This is a genomic window from Synechococcus sp. JA-2-3B'a(2-13), assembly GCF_000013225.1.
Classification (GTDB): domain Bacteria; phylum Cyanobacteriota; class Cyanobacteriia; order Thermostichales; family Thermostichaceae; genus Thermostichus.
Genome location: NC_007776.1, coordinates 1,195,080 through 1,212,738, shown reverse-complemented (window position 1 = coordinate 1,212,738; position 17,659 = coordinate 1,195,080). Strand labels below are relative to the sequence as shown.

18 protein-coding genes and 1 tRNA gene are annotated in these 17,659 nt (G+C 58.5%); 12 read left to right on the top strand and 7 right to left on the bottom strand.

The features are described from left to right. Positions 1–8: 8 nt before the first annotated feature. On the bottom strand, positions 9–425 hold the full coding sequence (locus CYB_RS05570) for an FHA domain-containing protein (protein ID WP_238376925.1): 417 nt from the start codon (positions 423–425) through the stop codon (positions 9–11). Positions 426–948: 523 nt separating this feature from the next. On the opposite strand from CYB_RS05570, the gene CYB_RS05565 reads away from it, so the two are divergent. From CYB_RS05565 to CYB_RS05545, 5 genes are all read left to right on the top strand, one after another. Continuing rightward, positions 949–1,593, top strand: a complete 645-nt coding sequence (locus CYB_RS05565; protein WP_011432801.1) for a DUF3038 domain-containing protein — start codon at positions 949–951, stop codon at positions 1,591–1,593. A gap of 73 nt (positions 1,594–1,666) precedes the next feature. Further along, positions 1,667–2,614: a DUF4335 domain-containing protein gene (locus tag CYB_RS05560; protein WP_148202708.1), complete on the top strand. Its 948-nt coding sequence runs from the start codon at positions 1,667–1,669 to the stop codon at positions 2,612–2,614. Positions 2,615–3,014: 400 nt separating this feature from the next. Beyond that, a complete protein-coding gene (locus CYB_RS05555) occupies positions 3,015–4,052 on the top strand; it encodes a CobW family GTP-binding protein (protein WP_041436386.1) in 1,038 nt (345 codons plus the stop codon). Between the two features lie 91 nt (positions 4,053–4,143). Continuing rightward, on the top strand, positions 4,144–4,470 hold the full coding sequence (locus tag CYB_RS05550; RefSeq protein ID WP_238376924.1) for a hypothetical protein: 327 nt from the start codon (positions 4,144–4,146) through the stop codon (positions 4,468–4,470). A 2-nt stretch (positions 4,471–4,472) separates the two neighbouring features. Then, the gene (locus tag CYB_RS05545; RefSeq protein ID WP_011432797.1) at positions 4,473–4,694 is read left to right on the top strand and encodes a hypothetical protein; all 222 of its coding nucleotides are present in this window, start codon (positions 4,473–4,475) and stop codon (positions 4,692–4,694) included. A 45-nt stretch (positions 4,695–4,739) separates the two neighbouring features. On the opposite strand, the gene guaA is transcribed toward CYB_RS05545, so the two are convergent. Next, complete coding sequence (gene guaA / locus CYB_RS05540) at positions 4,740–6,290, bottom strand: glutamine-hydrolyzing GMP synthase (RefSeq protein WP_049749628.1); 1,551 nt, start codon at positions 6,288–6,290, stop codon at positions 4,740–4,742. Between the two features lie 420 nt (positions 6,291–6,710). Here guaA and CYB_RS05535 point away from each other — a divergent pair, with 420 nt between their 5' ends. The 3 genes from CYB_RS05535 to CYB_RS05525 all read left to right on the top strand — a co-directional run bounded on the left by CYB_RS05535 (position 6,711) and on the right by CYB_RS05525 (position 8,960). Continuing rightward, positions 6,711–7,700 (top strand): hypothetical protein, encoded by a 990-nt coding sequence (locus CYB_RS05535; RefSeq protein WP_011432795.1) that lies wholly within the window; start codon positions 6,711–6,713, stop codon positions 7,698–7,700. Further along, on the top strand, positions 7,697–8,479 hold the full coding sequence (gene rsmG / locus CYB_RS05530; RefSeq protein ID WP_011432794.1) for a 16S rRNA (guanine(527)-N(7))-methyltransferase RsmG: 783 nt from the start codon (positions 7,697–7,699) through the stop codon (positions 8,477–8,479). Before CYB_RS05535 ends, rsmG begins: the two co-directional genes overlap by 4 nt. A 196-nt stretch (positions 8,480–8,675) precedes the next feature. Then, the gene (locus tag CYB_RS05525; protein WP_011432793.1) at positions 8,676–8,960 is read left to right on the top strand and encodes an RNA recognition motif domain-containing protein; all 285 of its coding nucleotides are present in this window, start codon (positions 8,676–8,678) and stop codon (positions 8,958–8,960) included. Between the two features lie 68 nt (positions 8,961–9,028). On the opposite strand, the gene CYB_RS05520 is transcribed toward CYB_RS05525, so the two are convergent. After that, a complete protein-coding gene (locus tag CYB_RS05520) occupies positions 9,029–9,862 on the bottom strand; it encodes a metal ABC transporter permease (RefSeq protein ID WP_011432792.1) in 834 nt (277 codons plus the stop codon). Between the two features lie 24 nt (positions 9,863–9,886). Beyond that, the gene (locus CYB_RS05515) at positions 9,887–10,648 is read right to left on the bottom strand and encodes a metal ABC transporter ATP-binding protein (RefSeq protein WP_011432791.1); all 762 of its coding nucleotides are present in this window, start codon (positions 10,646–10,648) and stop codon (positions 9,887–9,889) included. A gap of 59 nt (positions 10,649–10,707) precedes the next feature. Here CYB_RS05515 and CYB_RS05510 point away from each other — a divergent pair, with 59 nt between their 5' ends. The 4 genes from CYB_RS05510 to CYB_RS05495 all read left to right on the top strand — a co-directional run bounded on the left by CYB_RS05510 (position 10,708) and on the right by CYB_RS05495 (position 15,725). Further along, positions 10,708–11,670: a metal ABC transporter solute-binding protein, Zn/Mn family gene (locus CYB_RS05510; RefSeq protein WP_083757637.1), complete on the top strand. Its 963-nt coding sequence runs from the start codon at positions 10,708–10,710 to the stop codon at positions 11,668–11,670. A gap of 72 nt (positions 11,671–11,742) precedes the next feature. Then, a complete protein-coding gene (aspS, locus tag CYB_RS05505) occupies positions 11,743–13,548 on the top strand; it encodes an aspartate--tRNA ligase (RefSeq protein ID WP_011432789.1) in 1,806 nt (601 codons plus the stop codon). Between the two features lie 219 nt (positions 13,549–13,767). Beyond that, positions 13,768–14,544 (top strand): enoyl-ACP reductase FabI, encoded by a 777-nt coding sequence (fabI, locus tag CYB_RS05500; protein WP_011432788.1) that lies wholly within the window; start codon positions 13,768–13,770, stop codon positions 14,542–14,544. 32 nt (positions 14,545–14,576) lie between these two features. Next, the gene (locus tag CYB_RS05495; protein WP_011432787.1) at positions 14,577–15,725 is read left to right on the top strand and encodes an AI-2E family transporter; all 1,149 of its coding nucleotides are present in this window, start codon (positions 14,577–14,579) and stop codon (positions 15,723–15,725) included. Between the two features lie 153 nt (positions 15,726–15,878). On the opposite strand, the gene CYB_RS05490 is transcribed toward CYB_RS05495, so the two are convergent. The 3 genes from CYB_RS05490 to CYB_RS05480 all read right to left on the bottom strand — a co-directional run bounded on the left by CYB_RS05490 (position 15,879) and on the right by CYB_RS05480 (position 17,573). After that, complete coding sequence (locus CYB_RS05490; RefSeq protein ID WP_011432786.1) at positions 15,879–16,775, bottom strand: sulfatase-like hydrolase/transferase; 897 nt, start codon at positions 16,773–16,775, stop codon at positions 15,879–15,881. After that, positions 16,763–17,203, bottom strand: a complete 441-nt coding sequence (locus CYB_RS05485) for a hypothetical protein (RefSeq protein WP_238376922.1) — start codon at positions 17,201–17,203, stop codon at positions 16,763–16,765. The genes CYB_RS05490 and CYB_RS05485 overlap by 13 nt, the downstream gene beginning before the upstream one ends. Positions 17,204–17,501: 298 nt before the next feature. Next, positions 17,502–17,573: transfer RNA gene (locus CYB_RS05480), tRNA-Val, on the bottom strand. Between the last annotated feature and the right edge of the window lie 86 nt (positions 17,574–17,659).

The window sequence follows — 17,659 nt, the reverse complement described above, 5'->3', positions numbered from 1 at the left end:
GGGTTGGCTTAGGCAACAGTGAAATCCTCTTCCTCTGGCTGAGCCAGGTTTTCCGGGTTCGGCTCCGTGTCTTTATTAAAATCAAAGGTGGATGGGGATGTAGAGCTAGCAGCATCCAGAGGCTGCAATAACTTGGCTAGGGTTTCCGGGCTGAGTCGATCCGTTGTCTCCACAATTGCTGTTACGTTCGGCCCAAACCTTATCTTATCTAGGAGCTGAAGGCGATGGGACAAAACCCGTTTTCCGTTGACGAATAGGCCATTGGTGCTGGGCCTGGATCCCGGACTGCCATCGAATACCATGTAGCTGTACTGCAGGGATCCCTGTGCAGTTGGCCCTGAACCTGGGATGCGGATGAGGGAAGCGTGTTTCCGAGAGACGCAGGGATCGTAAAGGCGAATATGATTGTCTTTAGACCGTCCCACTGAGTAATAGATACTATCCAGAACAACCCCCCTCTGCCCCAATCGATCCCTGAAGATCAAGACCCAGTGAACAGGGACAGGCTGAGTACTGCAGCGAGCAGAAGAGGCCATGATGAATCAAGCTGCACCTAGAGTCGCTGGTGTCAACAAAAGGGAAACTCAATGAAGGTGGGTAGTCACTTAGCTCTTAAAGGCCAAAGCAGCAGCTGCTTTCCCCATTATAAGTAGCCATCCCCCTGAGTCCAAAAGCCCAAGTTCAGCTAGGAGTAGGGGTGTTGCCGAAACAGAAACCGGCCCAGAAAACCCATTCTTATTGCCAGAAAACCCATTCTTATTGGTCTAAGATGCATCCAGAGTTACCCCGTTTTGGGGAAGAACCCTGAGAGCTCAACTCTCGGCAGGCTGGCGAGCAGTCTAGCATGCCCAAAGTCTTTTAGACTAGAGCGCAGGGAGGTAGGTTGCAGGTTTGGCTTGGACAGGAGATCATAGAGTTTCGTCGAAACCCAAAGCTCCCATTGACAGCGTGACGGTGGAACACAAGCACATTCAGTTAGACAGTCGGCCCGTTGGCCTGAACACAGCCACCGGTACCATCAAAGCCCAGTTGGACTTGCTACTGCTGGGGTTGGAGTCCCTGAGCGGAGAAAGTTCCGAAGCGGTTCTGGCCGCAGCCAAAGCCCTCAACTTGGAAGAGCAGATTGGCGATCGGGTGACTCTCTGGCGACTGCGCAATGCTAACCCCTTGCGCCGCAGCAGCGGTGGGCGCAAAAAGGTCGATATCGAAGAGGCCCGCGCCCTGGTGATGGTGATTGCCTATCTGGCTGCTCAGCAACAAGCCCGTATCCGCAGCACCTTGGAGCAACTGGAAGCCGCTGTCGATCAAGAGCTCAGCCCCTTCCGTCAGCCGCTGGTGGGAGATTACTTGGATGAATTCCTCTCTCACTACCGCAGCCGCATGGTGGATGGGGACGTGCGCGATGAGAATAGCCTCACCGAGCTGGCCCTGCGCATCTTGATTGAGCTGATGTTCTACAGTAGCCCGAAAGGCGCTCAGCGCCTGTGGAAAGCCTTGCTCAGCCGTCCTGAGATGGATTTGCCTGCCGGCAGCGATCTGGAAGAAGAGGGGGTAGCCCACAGCTCCGGCCCCGATGCCTCACCCTCTTCTTGAGGCAGGTTCGTCAATTATCACCTCTGTTATCGCCTTTGTAGCCCTCTACCCGTGTTGTTTGCCCGCAGTTGCCATGCCCAACCTTACCCTGGTTAGCCACACCTATCAACAGCCCACTTCTACGCTGACTGTACGGGGAGAAGCCCCTGCCGATTCCAATTCTTCAGACTCCTCTGCAACGCCGCCGCTGCAAGCCATCCAGCGCAGCTTCGAGTGTCAGTTGGAAATCCGCCAGGGGGAGACAGTCAAAACTTTACACGGCGATAACGTTTGGCTCAACGATTTGATCACCGTAATCGACCGCTACGTGGGATCCCACTTGAGTGGGGAACCCAAGGGAACCTTCAGCGGTACCGTGGCCATCCGTCCGCTTGATTTTATTTTTCATCGTCTCACGGTGCGCCAAGGGGAAGATCGCATCGCGCAGGTGGATTTGTCGATGACGCAGTTGTACGACCTGCTGGAGAACCTCTCCCAGGTGGCGGATGACATTCCCCAACTGGCCAATCTGGGAACTCCGGTGACGCGGGCTTGGTATCGACAGCCCACTGGGATCGCGGCCCTGCTGGTGGGAGGGATCGCAGTTGTGGCCGGTGTTGGGATCTGGGCCAGTCGCCCCCCTAGGGATCCCACAGCTTCCCCTTCCCCGCAAGAGCAGCTCACCACCCCTGCCTTGACGGATCAGTCACAGCCTTTGGCCACATCCCCTCAAGAATCTGACCCCACAGCGGGAAGAGAGGCAGCAGGTGCGGATCCCCTTTCCCGTCTGCGAGACATTCTGGCGGAGCAGTGGCAGTCTCCCCCCGATTGGCCAGAGAGCTTGGTCTACCGGGTAACGGTGGATAGGACGGGATCCCTGCTGGCTGCCGATCCGGAGAATGAGCTTGCCCGAGAGCGCCGAGCCGAAACCCCATTTGCCGACCTGCCGGAGCTACCGCCGGATCCCTTGCCAACAGGCGCCCAACAGTTCCGCGTCAGCCTAGAGCCGGGCAACCAGGTGGAAGTAACCCAGGACAGGTAGGCATCCCGACAGGCCAAGCTGGGGTGGGTCAGCACTATAGTCTACCTAGGGATGTTATCGATAGTCACTTCAGGTTAGGGTGAGACCCGTGGGCCACTGAGAACAGCTCTCTGGCCCCCTGCGTTCAACGTTTTAGGTGTTGGGTGCATTGTCCCAGTTTGAATCGAAATAACCCTACTTTCAGGGCCAGGGGATTAGAGGAAGCAATCTGACCCTGAAGAGTAAGCCAGAAAGAGAGAGGCCGCCGAGTTGGGAGAGCCAGGGCCACACTGGCGACGCCGCCAATGCCGAGGCGCAAAGGCTCTACCGACCGCATCTGAGAGGTTCACCCGGCCTCAGGGGACAAGGGCAATGAGGGTAAAGTGGAAGAGTTCCCTCTATATCGGATCGCTGCCACTCTATGACCGCAACCATCGAAGTGCCTAAGCGAGGCTTACCTGTCACCATCATCACAGGTTTTTTGGGCAGTGGGAAAACCACCCTTCTCAACCACATCCTCAACAACCAGAAAGGGATGCGCACAGCGGTGCTGGTCAACGAGTTCGGCGAGATCAGCATCGATGCGGAACTGATCGTCTCCAGCGAAGAAGACTTGGTGGAGTTGAACAACGGCTGCATTTGCTGCACCATCCGAGATGACATCGCCGAGAGTGTTTTGCGGCTGATGGAACGCTCTGACCACATCGACTACTTGGTGGTGGAGACCACGGGATTGGCCGATCCCTTGCCGGTGGCCCTCACCTTTTTGGGGCCAGAATTGCGAGATCTGACGCGGCTAGACTCGATTATCACCCTGGTAGATGCCACCAACTTTGCCCCCGATCTGTTCAACAGCAACGTGGCCTACAGCCAAATTGCCTATGGGGATGTGATTCTCCTCAACAAAATCGATTTGGTCGAGGAAGCCGAGATCGAGCGTCTGGAAAAACGCATCCGCGAGATCAAAGAAGATGCCCGCATTTTGCGCACCGTCAACAGCGCAGTTCCCCTGGAGCTAATCTTGGATACCGATTTGTTTCAGGCCAGTTCCTTGCCCCAAGAAGAAGCCCATGATCACGACAGTCACGACCACCATGACCATGAGCACGATCATGACCACCACCACTCCCATCACAGCCACATCGAGGCCGACGGCTTTAACTCCCTAGCCTTTGAGAGCGATCAGCCCTTCTCTTTGGATGCTTTCCAAAATTTTCTCAACGAGTTGCCCGATGCAGTCTTTCGTGCCAAAGGGGTGTTGTGGTTCGAGGAAAGCCCAGAGCGACATATCTTTCACCTCAGCGGTCGGCGCTATACCCTCAGCAGCGATGAGTGGCCTCGCCAGCCCAAAAACCAGTTGGTGCTCATCGGTCAGCGCCTCGATACAGCCCAGCTGCGGAAAAAACTCCAAGCCTGTCTTGCCCGCCCGGCCACGCGGGGTCAAGGGTTTGGTCGCTGAATCAGGACTTGGCGGCAGTCCAGGCTAAAGAAAGTCGGGCTACATTCCAGCACCCTCGATCATAAACCCCTGAGGTGATGGCGCACCCTCCATGTCCGACATCTTCGTGATGATCCGCAACCAGGCCAACAACGCGCTCACCTCCATCGATGGGATCCCTTTTCTCAGTTTCCTGGAGCGAGAGGGGCAGTTGATTGCAGAAGAAACCATTGAGTTGATCTATGCGGACGCTGGATTTGATGACCTGCCAATTGGAGAATACACTGTGGGGGTACGGCATGAACGGGTGGAGCCCCCGAAAGCCACCTGCCCGGTCAGTATTGCCTCTGAGGACGAGGTTGTTTTGGTAACATTTGTTTACCTTGAGCCCGAGCGGGTTCTGCTGACTATTCACGTCTCTGTGGAGAAGAGGTTGTAGCCATGACTGTCAAGGTCATCCCATCGCGCTCGATCAAAGCCTTTCGTTATCGGGTGTTTTGTTTGGGACAGGATCTCTGGAATGCCCGGGATCCGATTAGCCGTGCCAACCTTGCTCTGCAACTGGCGGATGCCGCTACGACTTTGGCCCGAATGGAAGTCCAAGCCGCTCAGCCCTTCAGCTCAAGCCCTTCCTATTCCCTGCCGGAAGCTGGCCATAGGTAGCCATCGATCCAGCCGGGAATCGAGGCCAGACGCAAGGGATCCCGCCTACTCCCACTCGATGGTGCCAGGGGGCTTGGAGGTGATGTCGTAAACCACGCGGTTGATGCCGGGCACCTCGTTGACGATGCGGTTGGAAATGGTGGCCAAGAGGTCGTAGGGAACTCGCGCCCAATCGGCGGTCATACCGTCTTCGCTGGTAACCAGCCGCACCACCACCGGGCAGGCATAGGTGCGCTTATCCCCCATCACCCCCACCGACCGCACCTCTGGCAGCAGCACGGCAAAGGCTTGCCAAAGTTTGGGATAGTAGCCGGAGCGGTTGATCTCCTGCCGCACGATCATGTCCGCTTCTCGCAGGGTTTCCAGCCGTTCTTTGGTAACCTCGCCTACAATGCGGATGGCCAGCCCCGGCCCCGGAAAAGGATGGCGGCCCACAATCTCTTCCGGCAGCCCCAAAGAGCGGGCCAGTTGCCGCACCTCGTCTTTGAAGAGCTTGCGCAAAGGCTCTACCAGCTTAAAGCGCAGATTTTCGGGCAGGCCGCCGACATTGTGATGGCTTTTGATCTTGACGGCAATGCGTTCTCCAGTAACCGGATCCACATGGGTATTGGCAGACTCGATCACGTCTGGGTAGAGAGTGCCTTGGGCTAAGTACTCAAAAGGACCCAGCCGCTGGGATTCTTCCTCAAACACGCGAATAAACTCTGCCCCAATTCGTTTGCGTTTTTCTTCGGGATCGGTAACCCCCTGCAACTGCCGGAGAAACCGCTCCTGGCCATCCACGTAGTGGACGGGAATGTGAAATTGCTCTTGGAAAAGGCGCAGCAGCCGTTGGGGCTCGTCCTTGCGCATAAACCCTTGGTCGATGAACACGCAGGTGAGCTGGTCGCCGATGGCCTTGTGCAGCAGAAAAGCCAAAGTAGAGCTGTCTACCCCCCCCGAGAGGGCCAACAGCACCTTCTTATTGCCCACACGGGCACGTACCTCTCGAATGGCTTCCTCCAGAAAAGCTGCCGTTGTCCAGGTGGGCTCGCAACCGCAGATGTGATAGACAAAGTTGCGGATGAGAAAGGCGCCAGCCTCTGAGTGGGCCACCTCCGGATGAAATTGCACCCCGTAGAGACGACGCCTTGGATCGGCAATGGCGGCACAGGGGGTGTTGTCGGTAGAGGCCAAGGTGTGAAAGCCCGGCGGCAGTTCGGTAACCGAATCCCCGTGGCTCATCCACATGATGCTGTTTTCCGGCAGGTTGGTGAGCAGGTCGGTGGGATCCAAAATGTGCAGAGCGGCACGGCCATATTCCCCCTTCTGGGCTGCTTCCACCTTGCCCCCCAACTGCTGCACCATGAGTTGCATGCCGTAGCACACCCCCAGAACCGGGATCCCTAGGTTCCAAATCTCGGGGTCACACACCGGAGCGGCTGGCTCATACACCGAGTTGGGGCCCCCGGAGAGGATAATGCCCTGCGGTTGCAGTTGCCGCAGTTGCTCAGCAGTGGTGCGATAGGAAAGGATTTCCGAATAGACGTGGGTTTCGCGAATGCGGCGGGCAATCAGCTCAGAGTACTGGGATCCAAAATCGAGAATGACGATCATCTGGCGCTGCACTTCGAGGGGGGAAAGGCCGGAACTGGGAGGAGATGCAGAAGGGATCACAAAACCTGGCGCAGTGCACAATAAAAAAGCCGGTCCAAGAGACTAGCTTGGCTATGGATACGATGGATACGAAAGAAACATTAAGGGCTCTTCCATGGTAACAGGGGTGGAGAGCTTGCACGCGGCTGCCTGCTCTAAAAAGCCTCTGTCAGGCTTGCCGAGAAAACAGCGCTTCTCGGAGGAGTCTCGCCGAAAAACCGCCTGATGAGCCCCTGAAAAAGCTGGCCACCGGCTGGGCATGACTCCCGCCAACAACGCAATACAGAAGCCAGATGACCTAGCAAAGTTAAGACTTATGATCGTGAAGGAGCGCTCCAGGCCGGTGGGGGTATTGGTAGGGATCCGCAGTGCCATTTTTTTATGTCGATTGTTGCCGAGTCCTTTCAAACCTATCTGCGCCGCCGCCGTCGTCTTCTAGCCCGCCGTCTCAAGCGACAGCAGGGCTGGGTCGTGGTTTTGGCTCTGCTGGCTTTGTACTTGCTCAGTTGGGATGCGCTGGGCGAAGATGGGTCACTATCGCACCTGTGGAGGGGACAACCCCTGTGGCTGGTGTTGATCCCGCTGTTGGGGGGAGGGCTGTACAGCTTGGGCGCCGGGGTGATCTGGATGCTGCGCCAGCGCTGGTCTGCCCAGCTGTTGGCCGAGATGATCAGCTTGCCCCATTTGACTTTGGCTGCCCTGATCTGGCTGGGGTTAGCCGTTTGGGGAGAGCACCTTTCGCCTTTCCTGTTGCGACAAAAAAACCAATTGTTGGCGGGCCTGTTGATCAGTTGGCTGTTGGCCCAGGGGTGGAGTTTTTTCCAGACAGGTTGGGTAGTAGAGGCTGGGCAACTGTGGGCCGACTATCTGCAGGAGCTGCGCGGTTCTGTATTACAGCCTTGCTACCAGCGCCTGGAAGCCTGTCGTCGCTCGCTTCATCTTTACCACGCCATTTGGCAAGACCTGCAACTGGAAGAACTGGAGGCCCAGCACCTGATTCAACTGTTGTCTGAGTCGTTGCTGCCGCTGACCCTGCCGCTCAAGGTCTATGCTCAGCGGGTTCACCATTGCTGTCAGCAGTTGGCAGCCCTGCTGGCGCAAATGCAGGAGCGGGTAGAGCGGTTGGAGCAGGTGCTTTTGAATGTAGAGCTGGAGTTGGCCTCTCATCAGTTGCTTCAGGCTCAGCCGCAGCCGATTAACTTGCTGGCGGAAGATTGGGCCAGCTGTCAGGAGCTGGATTTGCAGGAGTTGGTTTGCTTAAACCAAGAGCTGCTGGGCACCGACCGTTCTTTGCAGGGCTTGACCCAAGAGCTGAAAGGCTGGGCCGACAGAGCCATCCCCGCTGGATTGAAACTGGGATCCCTGGGATGAAGAAGGCTGACGCTCCTTCCTCTGAGCCTCCAGAGCTCAAGGCCCTGTGGGAAAGCTGGCTGGCGGATCTGGGTTGGCAGCCTTCTGAACAGCAGCAGCAACAACTGCAACAGCTCTATCCGCTGGTGATGGCCGGAAACCGAACCCAGAACCTGACCCGCATCACCGATCCCATCGACTTTTGGGAGAAACACCTGTGGGATTCGCTGCGGGGCCTACGCCTGCTGGGATCCTGGGAGGCAATCCAAGCTCAGCCCTGGCGGGGGATCGACATCGGCACCGGGGCAGGGTTTCCAGGGATCCCGGCCCAAATTGCCCTGCCCCAAACCCGCTTTACCCTGCTGGACAGCACCCAACGCAAGATTGCCTTTGTGCAGGACATCTTGCAAAGGCTCTCCCTCACCCAAGCGCGGGCAGTGGCTCAGCGGGCCGAAATTTGGGGGCAAGACCCGCAGGAACGGGGCAGCTATGATATTGCTCTGGCCAGGGCCCTGGCCTCGGCGGAGATCTGCGCCGAGTATTGTCTGCCACTGCTCAAGGTGGGGGGACGCGCCATCCTCTATCGCGGCCATTGGACCGAGGCAGAAGCCCAAACTTTGGAGCAGGCCCTTGAGCTCCTGGGCGGAAAACTGATCCATGTAGAAGCCTTCACCACACCCCGCAGCCGTGGGGTGCGCCACTGCCTACTGCTGGAGAAAGTAGCCCCCACGCCGCCTCCTTATCCCCGCTCTCCCGGCACTCCCAAACGCCAACCGTTGGGCCAAAGCAATCGCCCATGAAGGTTAGGATCCTGAGTTTCCATCTTGCTACAAAAGCTTCTCCCAATTCTCGGACAAAAAGCTGGAAGGATGGCTTTGCAAATGCCATTGGGAAGACTAAGATGTGGTTGGCATGAGGTTCGGATTGAGCGAATGGTTTAACCAGGTGAGCCTCCGAACTGAACGCTAAAGGGTAAGGTTCGGAGTTTGCTACACCATGACCATTTTTGTAGGTAATTTGTCCTTCAAGGCCAGCGAAGAAGACCTGCGGCTTGTGTTCGCCGAATACGGCACCGTTAAGCAAATTAAGCTGCCGGTGGATCGGGAGACTGGCCGTAAGCGAGGTTTTGCCTTTGTGGAACTGGAAAACGAAGCCGATGAGCAAAAGGCCATCGACGAGCTGGACGGTGCTACTTGGATGGGCCGGGATCTGAGGGTCAACAAGGCGTTGCCTCGGCAGACCAGCGCAGGCGGTCGGGATGGCCGCTCTTCCCGCTTTTGAGTTAACATGCATCTACCCTTCCTCAGATGAGGTTTGAGCCAGGGATCCCAACCCGCGATCCCTGGTTTCTAGCGCGTTCCTGAGAACACTCTGCCCAGAAAGGCCAGGCTAAACCAGGCGGAGGCCACCAGGACGATGGCTGGGCCGGAGGCGACGTTGAGGTAGTAGCTGGCGTACATCCCCAGCAGGCTGGCGCTCACCCCAAATAGGGATCCCAACAGCATCACCTGGTGCAATCGAGGCACCACCAGATAGGCGGTTGCCGCTGGCGTGATCAGCATGGCCAACACTAAGAGCACGCCCACTGCCTTCATGCTGGCCACCAACGTCAGGGAAGTGAGCACCATCAGCCCCCACCCCAGCCGCTCGGTGGGCAGGCCGGCTGCTTTGGCCCCCAAGGGATCGAAGCTGTAAAAGGTCAATTCCTTGAAGAAGAGGGCCACTAACCCCAACACCAAAAGGGTGATGCCCACCACTGTCAGCACATCGACAGCATTCACCCCCAGGAGGTTGCCGAAGAGGAAGTGGTTGAGATCGATGCGAGCCCGCCGTTGGATCAAAGTGATCAACAGGATCCCCAAGGCAAAAAAGGCCGAAAAGACGATCCCCATGGCTGCATCCGGCTTGAGGGGGCTGGCGGAGCGGATCCATTGAATTAAGAGGGCGCTGAGGAGACCGGCCACGAAGGCTCCCACAAACAGGTTAAGGCCCAGCATGTAGGCAATGGCCAGGCCCGGCAGCAGCGAATGGCTGATGGCATCCCCCAGGAGGGCCAAGCTTTGCACCAGCAGATAGCTGCCCACCACGGCACAGAGAATGCCGACGGCCACCGCCACCAGCAGAGCCCGTTGCATGAAGGCAAAACTCAAGGGATCCGCCAGGCTGTGCCAGAGCCATTCCATAACGTTGTTGACCTCAAACTCTCCCTAGGCAGCTGAGTCCAGCAGCAGGGCTCGGCCATAGGCCCGCTGCAACACCGCTGGCTGCAACACCTCCCGCGGGGATCCCTGGGCAATTAAGACACGGTTGAGGAGGAGCACTTCGTCGAAGTAGGCCCGGGCCTGCCCCAAATCGTGGTGCACCACCATCACGATGTGGCCGGCATCTGCCAGCTCCCGCAACACCTGGAACAAAATAGCTTCGCTGGGCTGGTCGATCCCGGCAAAGGGTTCGTCAAGGGCGTAGATCTCCGCTTCTTGCGCCAAGGCCCGCGCCAGGAACACCCGCTGCTGTTGTCCCCCCGACAGCTTTCCAATGGGGCGATCCCGGTAGGCCCCCATCCCCACCCGCTCCAGGGCTTGAGCAGCCCGCTGCTGCCCCTTTTTCCCGATGCGGCGAAACCAGCCAGCAGCTCTCACCTGCCCCATCAACACCACATCCCACACCGTGGCGGGAAACGACCAGTCGATGGCCGAGCGCTGGGGTACATAGGCCACTTGCTCTCCCCACAGCGCTTGCCCACCGTAGCGCACTTCCCCCCGTTCCAGCGGCACCAACCCCAACAGCCCCTTGAGAAAGGTGCTTTTGCCGGCCCCGTTGGGCCCGAGGATGCCCGTGACGCGGCCCGGCGCGATTTCAGCTTGGATCCCTTGCAGCACCTGCAGGCTGCCGTAACGCACCGTCAGATCCCGCACCACCAGGGATCCCCTGGCCGGACCAAGAGGGAGAGGAGGAAGTTGCTTTTTCATTTTGTTTTCATTTTCGGTAAGTCCAGTGTACCCTAAAGGGACATCTAAACCATGAAACGATGATCAAAAGTCTTGTCTTCCTTTGGGGGCGGCGCCGTTGGGTAGCGGCCTTCGGCTTGGCAATAGGACTCTGTCTCGCTGACGGGAACGGCAGTTTTCTGGCCTTGGCCGGTTCGGGATGGGCGCGTCCCCGCGTTGTGGCTACCACTACGTTGATCGCCGATTGGGTAGAGCAGGTGGGCCAAGATCGCATCCAGCTCACCAGCCTGCTGCAGCCGGGAATGGATCCCCATGTCTACGAGCCAACGCCGGCGGATGGGGTGGCCCTAGAGCAGGCAGACTTGGTGTTCTGGAATGGCTACAACCTGGAGCCGGGGTTGATGCGTCTCATCGAAGCCACGGCCCAAGGAGCGCGGCGGGTTGCCTTGGCCGAGATCCTTGAACCTATTGTTGCCAACGAGGACGGGATCCCCACTCCCGACCCCCACGTGTGGGGCAATGTGGAAAACGTCATCCGCATGGTGGAGCGCATCGCCCAAGAGCTGGCGGAACAGGTGCCTGGCGAGGCGACCTTCTTCCAAACCAATGCTGCTGCCTATCGAGCAGAGCTGGAGGAGCTTCATGCCTGGATTGGGGAGCAAATTCAGACCATCCCCCCTCCCAACCGGGTTTTGGTGACCACTCACGATGCCTTTGCCTACTACACCCAAGCCTACGGCCTGAAAATGGGGGGATCCCTGCTGGGGATCAGCACCGAAGAACAGCCCAGCGCCCAGACAGTGGCCCGCTTAGTGGAGGAGATCCGCGCTCTGCGGGTGCCGGCTATCTTTGCTGAGACCACCCTCAACCCGGCCCTGATCCAAACGGTGGCCGCTGAAGCGGGAGTCAAGGTAGCGGAACAGGAGCTGTACTCCGATTCTTTGGGGGAAGCAGGCAGCGGTGCTGAAACCTACATCGCCATGATGCGCCACAACACCTGCACGATTGTGGTAGCCCTGGGCGGATCCCCTGACTGCTCTTGAGAAGCTGAGTCGAGGCAGGAGGTCTGAGTTTTGTATGATAGGGGCTCAGACCCTTGTTCTCTCACCTCTTCCATGCCTGCTGCCATCCATCGCCCGGCCCGCACCCTCTACTGTGGCGAAGTCCGCCCGGCCCACATTGGCCAGACCGTCACCCTCTACGGCTGGATCGACCGCCGCCGCGACCACGGGGGGGTGATCTTTCTGGATTTGCGGGATCGCTCTGGCATTGTGCAACTGGTGGCGGATCCGCAGAAAACTCCGCAGTCATATCCACTGGCGGGGGAAGTGCGCAACGAATATGTGGTGCGGGTAACGGGAACTGTCCAGCAACGGCCCCCCGACTCCTTCAACCCTCGCCTGGCCACCGGCGAGGTCGAGATCTACGCCGAACAGTTGGAAGTGCTCAGTCCAGTCGGCAAGCAGCTCCCCTTCAGCGTCTCGGGAGAAGAAGCAGAGGAAGTGCGAGAAGAGATCCGCCTGCGCTATCGCTACCTGGATTTGCGGCGGGAGCGCATGTCCCGTAACCTGCAACTGCGCCACCGGGTCATCCAGGCCATCCGCCGTTTCCTAGAAGACGAGGAGGGCTTTGTCGAGGTGGAGACTCCCATTCTCACCCGCTCCACCCCAGAAGGGGCCAGAGACTACCTGGTGCCCAGCCGCGTCAACCCCGGCGAGTGGTTTGCCCTGCCGCAGTCGCCCCAGCTCTTTAAGCAGCTGCTGATGGTGGCTGGCGTGGATCGCTACTACCAGATCGCCCGCTGCTTTCGGGATGAGGATCTGCGGGCGGATCGGCAGCCGGAGTTCACCCAGTTGGACATGGAGATGAGCTTCATGGATCAAGAAGGGATCCTGGAGCTCAACGAGCGACTGATCTGCCATATCTTCAAAACTGTCAAAGGGATCCACCTGCCCCGTCCCTTCCCGCGCCTGACCTATGCCGAGGCCATGGCCCGCTACGGCTCCGACAAGCCTGACACCCGCTTTGGGATGGAGTTGGTGGATGTTTCGGAGGTGTTTCAGGGATCCCGATTCAAAGTCTTCGCCAAAGTGCTGGCTGAGGGCGGTTTGATCAAAATCCTGCCAGTGCCCGGCGGCGATGAAAAGATCTCCAACACCCGCATCAAACCAGGCGGGGATCTGTTCAAGCTGGTCACCCAGTATGGGGCGGGCGGCTTGGCCTTTATCCGGGTGCGGCCCGACAGCCTCGATACCATCGGCGCCCTGAAAGAGAGCTTGAGCCCCGAGCAGGAGAAGCGGTTGCTGGATCTCACCCAGGCCAAGCCAGGGGATCTGTTGCTGTTTGGGGCAGGGCCGGCGGCAGTGGTGAACGAGTCTTTGGGCCGGCTGCGGCTGCACCTGGGCCAGGAGCTGGGTTTGATCCCAGAGAACGCCTTGAATCTCCTCTGGATCACCGACTTTCCCATGTTTGAGTTCAACGCCGAAGAAAATCGCCTGGAAGCCCTGCACCACCCCTTTACCGCCCCCCACCCCGACGACTTGGCCGACCTGAAAACGGCGCGGGCCCAGGCTTATGACCTGGTGTGGAACGGCGTGGAAGTAGGAGGGGGATCCCTGCGGATTTACCAGCGGGAAATTCAGGAGCAGGTTTTTCAAGCGATTGGCCTCACCCCCGAACAGGCGCGGGACAAGTTTGGCTTTTTGTTGGAAGCCTTTGAGTATGGCACCCCGCCCCACGGCGGCATTGCCTACGGCCTGGATCGGCTGGTGATGTTGCTGGCCGGGGAAGATTCCATCCGGGATGTCATCGCCTTTCCCAAAACCCAGCAGGCGCGATGTTTGCTCACCGGCGCTCCTTCCAGCGTTGAGGCGAAGCAGCTCAAGGAACTGCACGTTGCTTCCACCTATCAGCCCGGTTGAGGGAGGTATCTTCCAACGACCACGGGTGCTCGATGATTTCGGCACGGGTAACAGGGCTGCGGAGATCCAGCAGACAATATTCCTTTTCAACCAAAAGGACTTTCATTGTGGAAGCCGGGCCTTTTTAACGGGAGTTCAGGAGTGCCTGGGATCCCTTCTCCCAGCCCCAGCTCCCACCTGTGGGAGGATAGAAAGGAATACACCCCTACTTTTTTTGCCATGCTACAGCTGACGGGAAAGAAAGCCTTGGTAACCGGCATTGCCAACGAGCGCTCCATTGCCTGGGGCATTGCTCAGCAACTGCACAAAGCGGGGGCCAGCCTAGGGGTTACCTATCTGCCGGACGAGCGGGATCGCTTCAAAACCAAAGTTCAGCAACTCACGGATCCCTTGCAGCCAGATTTTCTTCTCCCCTGCGACGTGCAAAGCGATCAGCAGATCAGCGATCTGTTTCAGGGGGTAACCGAAAAATGGGGTCAGGTCGATATTCTGGTTCACTGCCTGGCCTATGTCAAAAAAGAGGAGCTGAGCGGCAACTTCAGCGATATCTCGCGGGAGGGGTTTGCCCTGGCCATGGATGTGAGCACCTACTCCCTGATTGCCCTCTGCCGGGCTGCCAAGCCCCTACTGAGATCCGGCAGCAGTGTCCTCACCTTGACCTACTTGGGAGGAGTGCGAGTGGTGCCCAACTACAACATGGCTGCCGTCACCAAAGCGGGCCTGGAAACCTGTGTCCGCTACCTGGCTGCCGAGCTGGGCCCTGCCGGGATCCGGGTGAACGCCATTTCTGCCGGCCCAATCCGCACCTTGGCCTCATCGGCCATTTCCGATTTTCATGCCATGCTGCATGCTGTGGAGGAGAAAGCTCCCCTACGGCGCAATGTCACTCAAATAGAGGTGGGCAATGTGGCGGCTTTTCTGGCCAGCGACCTGGCCAGCGGCATTACCGGCCAGGTGATCTACGTGGATAGTGGGTATAGCATCCTGGGTTTTTAAGCGCTTTGGGATCCCTTGGGGATGGCTCCGGCATGAATCGCTTCTCACCCTTGCAGCGGTTGCTGCTCACCTGGATCTTGATCGTCATCAGCGGCTGGCTGGCCATACAGGTGGGTCGGCTGTTTGGGCATTTGCTCACCACCATCCTGACAGCGGCGGTGCTGGCCTTTTTGCTCAACTACCCGGTGCAGGTGCTGCGGCGCTATCGGGTCAGTCGAGGTTTGGCGGTCACCCTGGTCTTTGCTCTCTCGGTGGTGCTGCTGGTCTTGGTGGGGATCGCCGTGGTGCCGGTCTTGGCCAAGCAAGTGGTGCAGCTGGGGGCGCGGATCCCAGAGTGGGTGGACACCTTACAAAATTGGCTCGACCAGATTAGCCTTTGGGCCGCCGAGCGCAACATCAACCTTGGCCAGACGGAGCTGGTCAATACCCTTCTCAACCGCCTGCAGGCCAGCGCCGAGAAAATTGCCGGCCAATCCCTAGATCTCCTTCTGGGTACGTTCAACCAGGTGATCGACTTGGTGCTGGTGCTGGTGTTGGCCCTCTACATGCTGCTCTACGGGGGCCAGTTCTGGCAGGGGTTGCTCAGCCTCTTCCCCAAACCTTGGGGGCCGCGCATTGGCGAAGCCCTAGCCCTCAGCTTTCAGAACTTCCTCATCAGCCAGTTGGTGTTGGGGTTCATCATGGCCCTGATGCTGGTGCCGGTTTTTGGGTTTTTGCGGGTACCTTTCGGGCTCCTGTTTGGCCTGCTGATCGGCCTGCTGGAGGTCATCCCCCTGGTGGGGGGGGTGATTGGCATTGGGGCGGCGGCGGTGTTGCTGGCCTTTCAGGACATTTGGCTCAGCCTTAAAGTGGTGCTGGTTTCCCTGATCGTGCAGCAGGTGAAGGATCGGGTCATCGCCCCCCGCCTGATGGGAGAGCTGATCGGGCTAAATCCAGTGTGGATCTTGATTGCCCTGTTGGTGGGGGCGCAACTGGGGGGCATCCTGGGCGTGATCGTCGCCATTCCCCTCAGCAGTGTGGTGAAAAGCCTTTACGAGATCGCCCGCTCTGCCGACCTGGCCGCCGAAGATGAGTTGGGTTCCGGTGTAAAAGGATCCCCGCAAGGGCTCCGTCCGAGTAGCGCCAACGGCGAACCCCGCCGGGATCCTACCCTGCCCAAGCCGGAGACCCAGCAGATCTAGCTGCTCCAAAAGGGAAGAGGCTCTGCCCATGCGATTCAGGCGATCGCGTTAACCGGCAGGCAAACAGAGGCTCAATCCTGGTAAGCCCAGTTGCTGGGCTATCGATGGCCACCCTTGTCCTCAGGGAGAGGGGCTGGGGGTGAGGGCCTCATCCTAGCGAATCTTGCCCTCGATAAAAGGCACCTCCAGCACTTTTTCGTGGTGGATAGGGCCGTGGCCGAAGTAGCCTCCCTCCCCAAACAGTTCGCCGTGATCGGCTGTAACCGTGATGTAGGTGTTTTTGGGAACCAGGTCGAACAGCTGTTCAAAGATCCCATCCAGGTAGCGCACCGCCTGGATCTGTCGCTGCCGTAGCTCTTCCAACTGGGCCGAATCGAAAAAGGGGATCCCGTCCTCTTCTCCTTCATCCAGCCGCTTCAACACCCCATTCACCCCCGAGATGCGGGGCCACAAGCTGGGATCCTCATCGGGCAGCGCGTAGGGATAGTGAGTTTCGCCCACGTTTAACAGGTAAAAGCTGGGGCGATCCGGCTCGAAGCGCAACTGTTCCACCATGGCCGCCATATCGTTGTGCTGGGGCATGAGGCGGTAGGAATCGAAATCCCGATTCAGCAGCGTGCTGGGGTTGAGCACCGGCATGGAGACCATGGCGTGGGTGGTGTAGCCCAGTTGATGCTTCAGCAGCGTCGGCAAATAGAGATGAGGCAGCAGATGCTTGAACTCAATGGGTTGCCGGGTGCCGAGCCGCTCGTTGTAGCGCAGATAATCTTGCTTGTAGTGCTCGGACGCAAAAACGTGGATGGGGCTGGTGTGGGGCAGCAGGCCCATGAGCAGGTTGTAATGGGCAGGGGCCGTCCAGGAAGCGTAGCTCCAGCGCTTTTCCAGAGGGCCCAACTTCAGCAAGTGCTTGGGGTTGGCCGCCAGCAGGCTGTCGAAGCGGCAACTGTCTAGGACGATGAGCAGATAGTTGTTCTGTCCCCGCGGTTCAGGGCGGGGGTCGGGCTCAGACGCAGGAGCGGCAGACGATTTCCACCAGTTTAGGAATCCCATCCTTCCTCCTCCTCGTCGGCGTAGGGCCGCTGGACAATCCGCCAGTTGGGAGCTGCTGCCGCATCGTCGTCCTCAGGAGCGGGATCGCGAATGCGTTCCGGCGGGATATTGGAATAGGAATAGCGGCCTGCTTGGGGATCCGGCTCGTACTCCGGCAGATCTTGGGGCAAATAGTGGTCGGGGGGAATCAGCTGGGCTTCCAAAAAGCGAACTCGGTCGCTCAACTGAGTTAACTTACGGATGGCCTGTCGCTGGAACACCCGGTCGTGCAATCGCCAGGAGCCTACATACAAAAATCCCAGCCCCATCCCTGCCCCATAAGAGGCCAATAGCACCAACGATAGAGGAAGCGGGGATCCCGATTGCCCACCCACCACAACCCTTGCCGGGGATCCCCAGTTTTGGATGAGGAGAACGAGCAGGCTCAAGATCCACAAGCCCAGGAGTATGAAGCGAAGGTTTCTGATCGCGTTAGCGGGACGAAATTCTTGCATGGCCTCAACCCTACCCTTTATTAGGCTACCATTCTTCCCTTTCTCCACTGGCCTGGCAGCAAAGACGCTGGAAGCTCAAGCGGAGTTGTTCTCAACAGCCATTAGCCCTCTCCCTAAGGCGCGCTTCAGGGAGACCCCGGGGCGGAAAAAGTCGTTTCTAGCCGCCTGTATCTCTCCTCCAGGAGAAGGACTTGGACTGTTGAAGCTCGCTGCAGGAGCAGGTTTGCGGGTATGGGCGGTACAAGATTCGAACTTGTGACCCCTTCCGTGTGAAGGAAGTGCGCTACCACTGTGCTAACCGCCCGCAGATACCACTCTAGCAGCTATCGACTAGAGCAGGATCTCTATATTACCACGTCAGCGATTGAGCCAGAGGATTCGGATCGGCAT

Bases quoted from the DNA above. Each gene is read 5' to 3' on its own strand.
- CYB_RS05495 (WP_011432787.1), top strand. From the start codon at position 14,577: ATGAATCGCTTCTCACCCTTGCAGCGGTTGCTGCTCACCTGGATCTTG.
- CYB_RS05555 (WP_041436386.1), top strand. From the start codon at position 3,015: ATGACCGCAACCATCGAAGTGCCTAAGCGAGGCTTACCTGTCACCATC.
- CYB_RS05560 (WP_148202708.1), top strand. From the start codon at position 1,667: ATGCCCAACCTTACCCTGGTTAGCCACACCTATCAACAGCCCACTTCT.
- rsmG (WP_011432794.1), top strand. From the start codon at position 7,697: ATGAAGAAGGCTGACGCTCCTTCCTCTGAGCCTCCAGAGCTCAAGGCC.
- CYB_RS05510 (WP_083757637.1), top strand. From the start codon at position 10,708: ATGATCAAAAGTCTTGTCTTCCTTTGGGGGCGGCGCCGTTGGGTAGCG.
- CYB_RS05520 (WP_011432792.1), bottom strand. From the start codon at position 9,862: ATGGAATGGCTCTGGCACAGCCTGGCGGATCCCTTGAGTTTTGCCTTC.
- CYB_RS05535 (WP_011432795.1), top strand. From the start codon at position 6,711: ATGTCGATTGTTGCCGAGTCCTTTCAAACCTATCTGCGCCGCCGCCGT.
- guaA (WP_049749628.1), bottom strand. From the start codon at position 6,290: ATGATCGTCATTCTCGATTTTGGATCCCAGTACTCTGAGCTGATTGCC.
- aspS (WP_011432789.1), top strand. From the start codon at position 11,743: ATGCCTGCTGCCATCCATCGCCCGGCCCGCACCCTCTACTGTGGCGAA.
- CYB_RS05515 (WP_011432791.1), bottom strand. From the start codon at position 10,648: ATGAAAAAGCAACTTCCTCCTCTCCCTCTTGGTCCGGCCAGGGGATCC.
- CYB_RS05550 (WP_238376924.1), top strand. From the start codon at position 4,144: ATGTCCGACATCTTCGTGATGATCCGCAACCAGGCCAACAACGCGCTC.
- CYB_RS05545 (WP_011432797.1), top strand. From the start codon at position 4,473: ATGACTGTCAAGGTCATCCCATCGCGCTCGATCAAAGCCTTTCGTTAT.
- CYB_RS05490 (WP_011432786.1), bottom strand. From the start codon at position 16,775: ATGGGATTCCTAAACTGGTGGAAATCGTCTGCCGCTCCTGCGTCTGAG.
- fabI (WP_011432788.1), top strand. From the start codon at position 13,768: ATGCTACAGCTGACGGGAAAGAAAGCCTTGGTAACCGGCATTGCCAAC.
- CYB_RS05525 (WP_011432793.1), top strand. From the start codon at position 8,676: ATGACCATTTTTGTAGGTAATTTGTCCTTCAAGGCCAGCGAAGAAGAC.